10 protein-coding genes are annotated in these 11,684 nt (G+C 60.7%); 8 read left to right on the top strand and 2 right to left on the bottom strand.

Annotated features, from left to right (window positions below; all coding sequences use genetic code 11):
- The first annotated feature begins 215 nt into the window (after positions 1 to 215).
- The 8 genes from ACIP8I_RS22885 to ACIP8I_RS22850 all read left to right on the top strand — a co-directional run bounded on the left by ACIP8I_RS22885 (position 216) and on the right by ACIP8I_RS22850 (position 9,813).
- Positions 216 to 938, top strand: coding sequence for a response regulator transcription factor (locus ACIP8I_RS22885; RefSeq protein WP_367085403.1), 723 nt, complete (start codon positions 216 to 218; stop codon positions 936 to 938).
- Positions 925 to 2,349 (top strand): histidine kinase sensor domain-containing protein, encoded by a 1,425-nt coding sequence (locus tag ACIP8I_RS22880; RefSeq protein WP_400764169.1) that lies wholly within the window; start codon positions 925 to 927, stop codon positions 2,347 to 2,349. The genes ACIP8I_RS22885 and ACIP8I_RS22880 overlap by 14 nt, the downstream gene beginning before the upstream one ends.
- A gap of 182 nt (positions 2,350 to 2,531) precedes the next feature.
- Positions 2,532 to 3,554 carry a YhcG family protein gene (locus tag ACIP8I_RS22875; RefSeq protein ID WP_400764167.1) on the top strand — a complete coding sequence of 341 codons (1,023 nt, stop codon included), beginning with the start codon at positions 2,532 to 2,534 and terminating at the stop codon, positions 3,552 to 3,554.
- Positions 3,555 to 3,663: 109 nt separating this feature from the next.
- A complete protein-coding gene (gene cysM, locus ACIP8I_RS22870) occupies positions 3,664 to 4,566 on the top strand; it encodes a cysteine synthase CysM (protein ID WP_045122014.1) in 903 nt (300 codons plus the stop codon).
- Positions 4,566 to 5,942 carry a 23S rRNA (uracil(1939)-C(5))-methyltransferase RlmD gene (rlmD, locus tag ACIP8I_RS22865; RefSeq protein WP_400764165.1) on the top strand — a complete coding sequence of 459 codons (1,377 nt, stop codon included), beginning with the start codon at positions 4,566 to 4,568 and terminating at the stop codon, positions 5,940 to 5,942. Before cysM ends, rlmD begins: the two co-directional genes overlap by 1 nt.
- Positions 5,943 to 6,043: 101 nt before the next feature.
- A complete protein-coding gene (relA, locus tag ACIP8I_RS22860; protein WP_007968720.1) occupies positions 6,044 to 8,287 on the top strand; it encodes a GTP diphosphokinase in 2,244 nt (747 codons plus the stop codon).
- Between the two features lie 123 nt (positions 8,288 to 8,410).
- On the top strand, positions 8,411 to 9,244 hold the full coding sequence (gene mazG, locus ACIP8I_RS22855; protein WP_400764163.1) for a nucleoside triphosphate pyrophosphohydrolase: 834 nt from the start codon (positions 8,411 to 8,413) through the stop codon (positions 9,242 to 9,244).
- Between the two features lie 26 nt (positions 9,245 to 9,270).
- The gene (locus tag ACIP8I_RS22850; protein WP_007968960.1) at positions 9,271 to 9,813 is read left to right on the top strand and encodes a DUF2058 domain-containing protein; all 543 of its coding nucleotides are present in this window, start codon (positions 9,271 to 9,273) and stop codon (positions 9,811 to 9,813) included.
- A 168-nt stretch (positions 9,814 to 9,981) separates the two neighbouring features.
- Here ACIP8I_RS22850 and ACIP8I_RS22845 read toward each other — a convergent pair whose 3' ends face one another.
- Both ACIP8I_RS22845 and fabB read right to left on the bottom strand, forming a co-directional pair.
- On the bottom strand, positions 9,982 to 10,170 hold the full coding sequence (locus ACIP8I_RS22845) for a hypothetical protein (protein ID WP_003227153.1): 189 nt from the start codon (positions 10,168 to 10,170) through the stop codon (positions 9,982 to 9,984).
- Positions 10,171 to 10,570: 400 nt separating this feature from the next.
- The coding region (fabB, locus tag ACIP8I_RS22840; protein ID WP_400764159.1) for a beta-ketoacyl-ACP synthase I at positions 10,571 to 11,684 on the bottom strand (1,114 nt) is incomplete at its 5' end.

The raw sequence follows: 11,684 nt of genomic DNA, 5'->3' as shown, positions 1-11,684 counted from the left end.
CCATCTCCTGCATCCCGCTGAACTGTTGACTCGCACGTGCATCCGGCACGCGACATGGGCGCAGTGTAGCGATTTGCAGGCAGGCAATCTTCGGAAAAATCATCTCGGCATCGGTCAGCAGGTCACGGTTCGTTTGTCCGGCAGGTCAACCTTGGGTTGCCCGATGGCGGGCAATCTTGAATAATCGGCCAACTGAGAATTATTTGCAGATACTCATGACTCTTGTCTCCATCGATTCGCCACGCATTCTTGCCATCGAGGACGACCCGGTGCTGGGCGCCTACGTTCACGAACATCTGGGCCGCAGCGGTTTTGCGGTGACCTGGTGCCAGAACGGTCAGGAAGGGCTGAACATCGCCCGTCACCAGCCGTTCGACGTGGTGCTGATGGACATTCTGTTGCCCGGGCTCGATGGCCTGAAGGTGCTGACGCAGTTGCGCCAGAGCCATTCGACGCCGGTGCTGCTGATGTCGGCGCTGGGCGCCGAGGCCGATCGCATCAGCGGCTTTCGTCTGGGCGCCGATGACTACCTGCCCAAACCGTTCAGCATGGCCGAGCTGCATGTGCGGATCGAAGCGATCCTGCGCCGGGTGGCGCTGGATCGGCGCCCGGCAGCCATTGCACCGGCGGCGATCCACGGCGCGCTGCGTTTCGACGACGAACAATGCGAAGTCTTCTATAACGCGCAAGCCGCCGGCCTGACCCGAAGCGAATACCGTTTGCTGGAAACCCTCAATCGCAACGACGAAGAAGTGCTGAGCAAGGCTTTCCTTTATCAGCACGTTTTGCAGCGCGGCTACGCGGCCCACGACCGCAGCCTCGACATGCACATCAGCCAGATCCGCCGCAAACTCAAGGCCATCGGTTATACCGAGCGGGAAGTGCGCACGGTGTGGGGCAAGGGCTACGTGCTGAGTGCGTCCGATGAAAGTCTCTGACCTGCCGGGACGGCATTCGCTGTTCTGGAAACTGGCGTGTCTGCTGGTGGCGTTCTGTCTGTTGATGATCTGGCTGAGCTGGTCCTGGGGCCGCTACATGGAAGAGCGCAACCAGTATCTCTCCGACGAGGCGCGCGGCACCCTCAGCCGCTATGCCGGCGAAGCCGAGCGGGCGTGGCAGCGCGGTGAGCGTGACGGGGTCGATAACTGGTTGCAGAGCATGGAGCTGCGCGAAGCCGCATGGGTCGGGGTGATCGACCGCAATCTGCAGTCGTTGAGCAGCGAGCCGCTGAATGAACAGGAAATCCAGCACCTGACCTTTTTGCGCGGCCTCGACTGGCCGATCCACAAGAAGGGCCGGCCGTGGCTGCGGGTGCCGTTTCCCCAAGACCCGTCTGCCGGCAGTCTGGTGATCGAGTTGCCCGAGCGATTCCTGCCGGGGAAATACCGGGTGTTCTGGCGGGTGATCACCAACGGGGTGATTCCGGGGCTGTTCACCTTGCTGCTGTGTGTCGGCCTGTATCGCTTGCTGGTGGTGCCGCTGAACAACTTGCGCGAACAGGCCAATGCCTGGCGCGCCGATCAACTGAATGTGCGCCTGTCGAGCGGCATTACCCAGCGCCCGGACGAACTCGGCGAGCTGGCCCGGGCCTTCGACTCGATGTCCGAACGCCTGCAATCCACCGTCGCCCTGCAACAGCAACTGCTGCGTGATTTGTCCCACGAGCTGCGCACGCCGTTGAGTCGGCTGCGGGTGGCCAGTGAGAGCGAGCAGGATCTGTTGCAACTGCGCGAACGCATCGGCCGTGAAGTCGACGGCATGCAACGGCTGGTCGAAGACACCCTGCAACTGGCGTGGCTCGACACCGAGCGTGCGCCGTTGCCGGACGAAGCGATCCAGATTCAGGCGCTGTGGGAGATGCTCACCGACAATGCCTGTTATGAAAGCGGCTGGCCGAGCCTGCAATTGCAGTGCGCGGTGCCGGCGTCGTGCTGGGTGCGCGGCAACCTCAATACTTTGGCGCAGGCGTTGGAGAACATTCTGCGCAATGCCATCCGTCATTCGCCCGAGGCCGGCATCGTGCGCCTCGATGGACGGCGTGACGGCGATTACTGGCATTTATGGCTGGAGGATCAGGGCGGCGGCGTGGCCGAGGGCGATCTGCAGCGGATCTTCTCACCCTTCACCCGCCTCGACGGCTCGCGCCCGGGGGATGGCGGGTTTGGACTGGGGCTGAGCATTGCGAGGAATGCGGTGCAGCGTCAGGGCGGGATGTTGTGGGCGGAGAATGCCGGGGCAGGGTTGCGCCTGAATTTGCGCCTGGTGGCTGACGATGATGTCGCATCGACTGATGCTATCGCGAGCAGGCTTGCTCCTGCACTGGAACTCGTTTCGCCGCCGATCGTGTGAACAACGCAGATCTCCTGTAGGAGTGAGCCTGCTCGCGGTGGGGAATTTCGCCTCACCGCTGTCAGCCCATGCGGGAGGGTTCGCGTATTTTTGTACGACCTTTCCTAAAGGACTTTATCGACGTTTTAACCCGTCCTTGACCGTTTATTCTCGGGGCTCCGCTCGTCCTCAAGGAACTGGTCATGACTGCAACCGACATCCCCGGCAATGCCTCCGATAACCGTTTCAATGAAGTACTGGCGCTGATTCAGAACGCCAGGCAGCAAGCCGTGCAGGCAGTAAATACTCAACTGATCGAGTTGTACTGGCAGGTGGGGGGTTACATCAGTCGCAAGATCGCTCGCGCTGAGTGGGGTGATGCGGTGGTTAGGCAACTGGCCGAACATCTGGCTCGAACGCAGCCAGGGCTGCGTGGGTTTACCCGTTCGAACTTGTTCCGCATGTGCCAGTTCTACGAGACTTATCACGCTGAAGAAAAAGTCGCACCACTGGTGCGACAATTGTCTTGGTCTCACAATTTGATCATTTTCAGCCAAAGCAAACGTCCAGAAGAACGCGAGTTCTACGTCCGCATGGCGATTCAGGAAAAGTGGTCAAAGCGCGAACTCGAACGCCAGCTCAAGGCTGCGCTCTTCGAACGCAGTGTCACCCAGCCAGCAAAGGCTTCTGCTGTCCTCAAACAAACTCATCCCGCTGCGCTCGAAATCTTCCGTGACGCCTACATGGTCGAGTTTCTCGACCTGCCCGGCGTGCACGCCGAAACCGATCTGCATCGAGGTTTGCTGGGGCGACTGAAGGAGTTTCTGATCGAGTTGGGGCGCGATTTCTGCTTCGTCGGTTCGGAGTATCCAGTGCAAGTGGGCGGCCGTGATTTCGCCCTTGATCTGCTGTTTTTCCATCGTGGGCTCAACTGTCTTGTCGCCATCGAGCTCAAGGTCGGACGTTTTGAACCTGAATATCTGGGCAAGCTGAATTTCTACCTTGAAGCGCTGGATCGCGGTGTTCGCAAACCTCACGAGAATCCGGCCATCGGCGTATTGCTGTGCGCCAGCAAGGAGGATGAGGTCGTCGAGTACGCCCTCAACCGCAGCTTGTCTGCGGCGCTGATCGCGGAATATCAGGTGCAGTTGCCAGACAAACAATTGCTGCAAGCCAAATTGCACGAGTTCTATGCGATGAATGTCGCAGGGCAAGAGGAAGGCTGAGTCATCTGCTTATTCCCATAAACCATAAGCACCGCACTTTGCGTGATATGGCCTGCGAACGTTTGCCGGTATGATAGGCGCCCCCGCACGTCTGGATTGCGAATACGCCATGACCCTGCAGTACCCAACCATCGCCGATTGCGTCGGCAACACTCCGCTGGTGCGTTTGCAGCGCCTGCCCGGTGCCACCAGCAACACCCTGTTGCTCAAGCTCGAAGGAAACAACCCGGCGGGTTCGGTCAAGGACCGTCCGGCGCTGTCGATGATCACCCGTGCCGAACTGCGCGGGCAGATTCACGCTGGCGACACGCTGATCGAAGCGACCTCGGGCAACACCGGGATTGCGCTGGCCATGGCCGCCGCGATCAAGGGTTACAAGATGATCCTGATCATGCCGGACAACTCCAGCGCCGAGCGCAAGGCGGCGATGACCGCTTACGGTGCCGAGCTGATTCTGGTCAGCCAGGAAGAGGGCATGGAAGGCGCTCGCGATCTCGCCCAGCGGATGGAAGCCGAAGGCCGTGGCAAGGTGCTCGATCAGTTCGCCAACGGCGACAACCCGGAAGCGCACTACACCACCACCGGTCCGGAAATCTGGCGTCAGACCCAGGGCAGCATCACCCATTTCGTCAGTTCGATGGGCACCACCGGCACCATCATGGGCGTCTCGCGCTACTTGAAAGAGCAGAGCGACAGCGTGCAGATCATCGGGCTGCAACCGATGGAAGGCTCGGCCATTCCCGGCATCCGTCGCTGGCCGCAAGAGTACCTGCCGAAGATCTATCAGGCTGACCGCGTCGACCGCATCGTCGACATGGCGCAAAGCGAGGCCGAAGACGTCACCCGGCGTCTGGCCCGCGAAGAAGGCATCTTCTGTGGCGTGTCCTCGGGCGGTGCGGTGGCAGCGATGCTGCGCCTGTCCAAAGAAGTTGAAAACGCGGTGATCGTCGCGATCATCTGCGACCGTGGCGACCGTTATCTGTCGACCGGCATTTTCGACGCGCCCAACTGATGGCCAAGCACGAGAGAGGCCTGCGCTTCCAGCCCACTGGCGGCAGCAAGGCCGCGCAAATTCCGACCGGCAAAAAACAGCGCTTGAACATCGAGCGCCTGGCCAATGACGGTCGCGGCATCGCGTTTTTCGAAGGCAAAACCTGGTTCGTCCTCGGCGCCCTCGCCGGTGAAGAGGTCGAGGCGCGGGTGCTTGGTGCCCACGGCAAAGTGGTCGAGGCGCGCACCGAGCGCGTGTTCAAGGCCAGCGAGTTGCGTCGCCCGGCAGCCTGTCAGCATGCCGGCCGTTGCGGCGGGTGCAGCGTGCAGCATTTGCCCCACACCGAACAGCTTGCCCTGAAACAGCGCATGCTCGCCGAGCAGCTGTCGAAGGTTGCCGGGGTCGCGCCTGACGAATGGGCTGCGCCGTTGACTGGCCCGGAATTCGGCTATCGCCGCCGCGCGCGGATCGCCGTGCGCTGGGACATGAAAGCCAAGCAGCTTGAAGTCGGTTTCCGCGCTGCCGGCAGTCAGGACATCGTCGCCATCAACGAATGCCCGGTGCTGGTACAGCCCTTGCAACCGATCATGACCCGTTTGCCGGAGATGCTCCGTCGTTTGAGCAAACCGCAAGCGCTGGGGCACGTCGAGTTGTTCAGTGGTTCTTCGCTGGCGGTGTTGTTGCGACACATGGCGCCGTTGTCTGAAGCCGACCTGACGATCCTCAAGGAATTCTGCCAGTTCCATGAAGCGCAACTGTGGCTGCATGGCGACGGCGAGCCGCAACCGGTGGATGCCACGCAGTCGCTGGGTTATCGCCTGGAGCAGTGGGATCTGGATCTGGCCTGGCGCCCGGGGGATTTCATTCAGGTCAACGCCGGGGTCAATGAGGCCATGGTGGCGCAGGCGCTGGACTGGCTCAAGCCGAGCGGTGACGAGCGCGTACTCGACCTGTTCTGCGGTCTGGGCAACTTCGCCTTGCCGCTGGCCAAAAGCGTGCGTGAAGTGGTGGCGGTAGAGGGCGTGCAGACCATGGTCGACCGCGCCGCTGCGAATGCCGCTAGCAACAATTTGCATAACACAAAGTTTTTTCAAGCCGATTTATCCCAGCCTTTGACCGATGCTCAGTGGATCGGAAACGGCTTTTCTGCGGTACTCTTGGACCCACCGCGTGACGGTGCTTTCGAGGTGGTGCGCAAGCTCGCGACCCTGGGTGCCAAACGGTTGGTCTATGTGTCGTGCAACCCTGCAACTCTGGCGCGCGATACGGTCGAATTGATCAAGCAGGGCTACCGGTTAAAACGTGCCGGGATTCTCGATATGTTTCCTCAGACGGCGCATGTCGAGGCCATGGCGTTATTTGAAGCGAGCCAGGATGGCTCGTCTGAATCCGTCTGACCTGTCCGGGCGGCGCTCGCTTTAGCCCCGCGAGCGCATACGGGCATTGAGGGTCAGCGATTTGACGCATTGAATCTGCGTCGTAGGGAAGGTAAAGCAGCATGGTACAGGTGAGAGCACACCAGCCGATCAACACTGACGGCAGTATCAATCTCGAGGCTTGGCTCGATCACGCGGTCAGTGTCGACATGGCACTGGATCGCGAAGCCTTGAAAGAAGCCTGCGAGTTCGCTCGCGAGGCCGAACAGCAGTCCAATGCCAAGAAGAATCTGTGGGCCGAAGGCTCCGGCAGTTTCAGCACGGGACTGGAGATCGCCGAGATCCTCGCCGATCTCAAACTCGATCAGGATTCGCTGGTCGCGGCGGTGCTGTATCGCGGCGTGCGCGAAGGCCAGATCGAGCTCGCGGCCGTCGGTCAGCGCTTCGGCCCGGTGGTGGCCAAGCTGATCGACGGCGTGCAGCGCATGGCGGCGATCAGCGCCAGCCTCAGCCCGCGCCAGTCGATGGTGATGGGCACCCAGGGCCAGGTGGAAAACCTGCGCAAGATGCTCGTGGCGATGGTCGACGACGTTCGCGTCGCGCTGATCAAACTGGCCGAACGTACCTGCGCCATTCGTGCGGTGAAAACCGCCGATGACGAGAAGCGCAACCGCGTCGCCCGGGAAGTCTTCGACATCTATGCGCCGCTCGCGCACCGGCTCGGCATCGGTCATATCAAGTGGGAACTGGAGGACTTGTCCTTCCGTTACCTGGAACCCGATCAATACAAACAGATCGCCAAGCTGCTCCACGAGCGACGGCTGGACCGCGAGCGGTTCATCAGCGATGTGATGACCCAGCTCAAGGACGAATTGCAGGCCACCGGCGTCGACGCCGACATCAGCGGCCGGGCCAAACACATCTATTCGATCTGGCGCAAGATGCAGCGCAAGGGTCTGGAATTCAGCCAGATCTACGACGTGCGCGCGGTGCGCGTGCTGGTGCCGGAAATGCGCGACTGCTACACCGCGCTCGGCATCGTCCACACCCTGTGGCGGCACATCCCGAAAGAATTCGACGACTACATCGCCAACCCGAAAGAGAACGGCTACCGCTCGTTGCACACCGCGGTAATCGGCCCGGAAGGCAAGGTGCTGGAAGTACAGATCCGTACGCACTCGATGCACGAAGAGGCCGAGCTCGGCGTCTGCGCGCACTGGCGCTACAAAGGCACCGACGTCAAATCCGGCTCCAACCACTATGAAGAGAAAATCTCCTGGCTGCGTCAGGTGCTCGAGTGGCACGAGGAGCTGGGCGATATCGGTGGTCTGGCCGAACAGCTGCGGGTCGATATCGAACCGGACCGGGTCTACATCTTCACCCCGGACGGCCACGCCATCGACCTGCCGAAAGGCGCGACGCCGCTGGACTTCGCCTACCGCGTGCACACCGAAATCGGTCACAACTGCCGGGGCGCGAAGATCAACGGGCGGATCGTGCCGCTCAACTACAGCCTGCAGACCGGTGAACAGGTCGAGATCATCACCAGCAAGCACGGTACGCCGAGTCGCGACTGGCTGAACCCGAACCTGGGCTACGTCACCACCTCGCGGGCGCGGGCGAAGATCGTTCACTGGTTCAAGTTGCAGGCCCGTGACCAGAACGTCGCAGCCGGTAAAACCCTGATCGAACGCGAACTCAATCGCCTCGGTCTGCCGGCGGTGGACTTCGACAAGCTGGCCGAAAAGGCCAACATGAAAACCGCCGAAGACATGTTCGCCGCTCTCGGGGCCGGCGACCTGCGTCTGGCGCAACTGGTCAACCTGGCGCAGCAACTGGTCGAGCCGGAACGCGGCAACGAGCAACTGGAACTGATTCCGCGCAAGGCCACCGGCTACAAGCCGGGCAAGCGCGGCGACATCCAGATTCAGGGTGTCGGCAACCTGATGACGCAGATGGCCGGCTGCTGCCAGCCGCTGCCGGGCGACGCGATCGTCGGCTATATCACTCAGGGGCGTGGCGTGAGCATTCACCGTCAGGACTGCGCCTCGGTGCTGCAACTGGCCGGGCGCGAGCCGGAGCGGATCATTCAGGTCAGCTGGGGCCCGGTGCCGGTGCTCACCTATCCGGTGGACATCGTCATTCGCGCCTACGACCGTTCCGGTCTGCTGCGTGACGTCTCGCAGGTGCTGCTCAACGAGCGCATCAACGTGCTGGCGGTCAACACCCGCTCGAACAAGGAAGACAACACCGCGCTGATGTCGCTGACCATCGAGATCCCGGGGCTGGATGCACTAGGGCGCTTGCTGGGGCGGATCTCGCAGTTGCCGAACATCATCGAGACGCGGCGTAACCGTACCCCGTGATGAGATCACGATCCCTGTGGGAGCTGGCTTGCCAGCGATTGCATCACCTCGGTTTTCCTGAGAGACCGAGTTGTTTGTATCGCTGGCAAGCCAGCTCCCACAGGTTCTTGTAGAGACAGACAGATGTATTCACTTGAAGACCTGCTCCACCTGATGAACCGTCTGCGCGACCCGCAGTACGGTTGCCCGTGGGACATCAAGCAAACCTACGCGACCATCGTCCCGCACACCCTCGAAGAAGCCTACGAAGTGGCTGATGCCATCGAGCGCGGCGACTTCGATCACTTGCAGGGCGAGCTGGGTGATCTGCTGTTTCAGGTGGTCTATTACAGCCAGTTGGCCAAGGAAGAAGGGCGCTTCGAATTCGCCGGAGTGATCGACAGCATCACCCGCAAACTGATCCGCCGTCATCCGCATGTGTTTCCCACCGGCGATCTGTATGCGCCGCTGGATGTGCCGCGCCTGAGCGAAGAGCAGGTCAAGCAGCGCTGGGAAGAGATCAAGGCCGAAGAACGCGCCGAGAAATCCGCCGCGCCCGAGCAGCTGTCACTGCTCGATGACGTACCGGCCGCGTTGCCGGCACTGTCGCGTTCGGCGAAGTTGCAAAAGCGTGCCGGGCAGGTCGGGTTCGACTGGCCGGATGCGTTGCCGGTGTTGGACAAGGTGCGTGAAGAGCTCGATGAAGTGCTCGAAGCCATGTCCGAAAACGATGCAGAGGCGGTGGCTGACGAGATCGGCGACCTGCTGTTTTCCGTGGTCAATCTGGCCCGGCACCTGAAGGTCGATCCGGAAACCGCGCTACGTGGCGCCAACGCCAAGTTTGAAAGACGTTTCCGTTTTATCGAACAGGCATTGCGCGACACCCGTCGTCCCATGGAAGATTGCACCCTCGAAGAGTTGGACGCCCTGTGGGGTGAAGCCAAACGTCAGGAAAAGAATTTGCCCAGCTGCGGCTGAGCCGTTGCCCAAGTGAGTAAGCATTAATGAGCCTTTCCCTTCGCGACCAGTTGCTCAAAGCAGGCCTGGTCAACCAAAAGCAGGCCAAGCAGGTCAGCAAAGACAAGCAGAAGCAACAGCGTCTGGCCCACAAGGGGCAGGCCGAGCTGGATGATTCGCAGCAGCGCGCCGCTCAGGAAGCCATGGCCGAGAAGGTCAAGCGCGACCAGGAACTGAACCGCCAGCAGCAGGAGAAAGCCGAGGCCAAGGCCCGTGCCGCGCAGGTCAAGCAGCTGATCGAAGTCTCGCGTCTGCCGAAGCTGACCACCGAGGACTATTACAACTTCGTCGACGACAAGAAGGTCAAGCGCATCTCGGTCAACACGCTGATGCGCAACAAGCTCAGCAGCGGTTCACTGGCGATCGTGCACCATGCCGGCGGCTACGAAGTGATCCCCCGTGAAGCGGCCCTGAAGATCCAGGAGCGCGACCCGCAGCGCATCGTCCAGCTCAACGTACAGACCGAAGAGGTCAATGCCGAGGACGATCCGTACGCGGCCTACCAGATCCCGGATGATCTGATGTGGTAAACCGATAAAGCTGTAACAACCCAAACTGTGGCGAGGGAGCTTGCAACTGTGGCGAGGGAGCTTGCTCCCGCTGGACTGCGTAGCAGGCCCCTGCTCTTGAGTTAAAGAACACGACCGCTCCGCGCCCCCAGCGGGAGCAAGCTCCCTCGCCACAGGTTCAATATTCGCCTAAGCGGATTTCAGATCCCGTTGCTGTTCCTGCAGTTCCAGTTCGGCCTTGTAGTTGTGGGCGTCGATCTCGTTGTGGAACATGCCGACCAGCAAGTCTTGTTGATGCACATCCCAGATCCGTACGCCGGCGGCTACGCCTTCATGGGACATGTGTGAATCGTCGCGTTCAGTTACTTTTACAGTCATCTGCTAGCTCCAAATCTCAAGTTATCTGCAGCAAGGCGTGTGCAGGACTCTTTTATATGATTTGTTAGCTTGCTAAGTAAACGCTTGATTTGCGCAAGGTGTTGTTGCGGTTTTTGCAACAGTGCTGCAGGCCGCTGAATCCGCGACATTCGGTCGCAGGGGGCAAAGTTTCATGACAGAAGTTTCATTTTCAACCCGACGCAACCCTATGTAGGAGCTGCCGCAGGCTGCGATCTTTTGATCTTGTTTTTTTAAAATCGAAGTCAAAAGATCGTCCGATCGCGGCCCGAGCCTTCGGCAGCTCCTACAGGGGTAATGCGTTTCTCGGTAATTTCTCCAGGCCAAAAAAAACGCCCCGAACCAGTCGGGGCGTTTTTGTGTGTGGCTCAAGCGGGGGGAATTACTTGCCTTCCCAGCGCTTCAGCACCAGCGTGGCGTTGGTGCCGCCGAAGCCGAAGCTGTTGCTCATCACGGTGTTGATGGTGGCGTTCTCGCGGGTCTTGGTCAGCACCGGCAGATCGGCCACTTCAGGGTCCAGTTCGTCGATGTTGGCGGAACCGGCGATGAAGTTGCCTTCCATCATCAGCATGCAGTAGATCGCTTCGTGAACGCCGGCGGCGCCCAGGGAGTGACCGGACAGGCTCTTGGTCGAGCTGATCGCTGGCGCCTTGTCGCCGAACACTTCACGCACACCTTTCATTTCCGCAACGTCGCCGACCGGAGTCGAGGTGCCGTGGGTGTTCAGGTAGTCGATCGGGGTGTCGACGGTGGACATTGCCATCTGCATGCAGCGGATCGCGCCTTCGCCACTTGGGGCAACCATGTCGTAGCCGTCGGACGTTGCGCCGTAGCCAACGATTTCGGCGTAGATCTTGGCGCCACGGGCCAGCGCGTGTTCCAGCTCTTCAACCACGACCATGCCGCCACCACCGGCAATGACGAAACCGTCACGGTCGGCGTCGTAGGCGCGGGAAGCTTGTTCCGGGGTGTCGTTACGCTTGCTGGACAGGGCGCCCATCGCGTCGAACAGGAACGACTGGCTCCAGTGCTCTTCTTCACCGCCACCGGCGAAGACGATGTCCTGCTTGCCCATCTGGATCTGTTCCATGGCGGTACCGATGCAGTGAGCACTGGTGGCGCAGGCAGAAGCGATGGAGTAGTTCAGGCCCTTGATCTTGAACGGCGTGGCCAGGCACGCGGAAACGGTGCTGCTCATGGTCCGCGTTACACGGTATGGGCCAACGCGTTTCACGCCTTTCTCGCGCAGGATGTCCAGCGCTTCCATCTGGTTCAGGGTCGACGCGCCGCCGGAGCCGGCGATCAGGCCGGTACGCGGGTTGGACACTTGCTCTTCGGTCAGGCCGGAGTCAGTGATGGCGTCTTTCATGGCCAGGTAGGCGTAAGCCGCTGCGTGGCCGACGAAACGATAGATCTTGCGATCGATCAGTTCTTCAAGGTTGAGGTCGATGGAGCCGGAAACCTGGCTACGCAGACCCATTTCAGCATATTCCGGG

This window comes from Pseudomonas sp. NPDC088414 (genome assembly GCF_044753325.1).
Lineage (GTDB): Bacteria > Pseudomonadota > Gammaproteobacteria > Pseudomonadales > Pseudomonadaceae > Aquipseudomonas.
Note: the sequence above shows the minus strand (reverse complement) of the source record. Positions and strands in the feature narration are given on the sequence as shown.

Coding starts and splice junctions, on each gene's coding strand:
- ACIP8I_RS22885 (WP_367085403.1), top strand. CDS start 216: ATGACTCTTGTCTCCATCGATTCGCCACGCATTCTTGCCATCGAGGAC.
- ACIP8I_RS22880 (WP_400764169.1), top strand. CDS start 925: ATGAAAGTCTCTGACCTGCCGGGACGGCATTCGCTGTTCTGGAAACTG.
- ACIP8I_RS22875 (WP_400764167.1), top strand. CDS start 2,532: ATGACTGCAACCGACATCCCCGGCAATGCCTCCGATAACCGTTTCAAT.
- cysM (WP_045122014.1), top strand. CDS start 3,664: ATGACCCTGCAGTACCCAACCATCGCCGATTGCGTCGGCAACACTCCG.
- rlmD (WP_400764165.1), top strand. CDS start 4,566: ATGGCCAAGCACGAGAGAGGCCTGCGCTTCCAGCCCACTGGCGGCAGC.
- relA (WP_007968720.1), top strand. CDS start 6,044: ATGGTACAGGTGAGAGCACACCAGCCGATCAACACTGACGGCAGTATC.
- mazG (WP_400764163.1), top strand. CDS start 8,411: ATGTATTCACTTGAAGACCTGCTCCACCTGATGAACCGTCTGCGCGAC.
- ACIP8I_RS22850 (WP_007968960.1), top strand. CDS start 9,271: ATGAGCCTTTCCCTTCGCGACCAGTTGCTCAAAGCAGGCCTGGTCAAC.
- ACIP8I_RS22845 (WP_003227153.1), bottom strand. CDS start 10,170: ATGACTGTAAAAGTAACTGAACGCGACGATTCACACATGTCCCATGAA.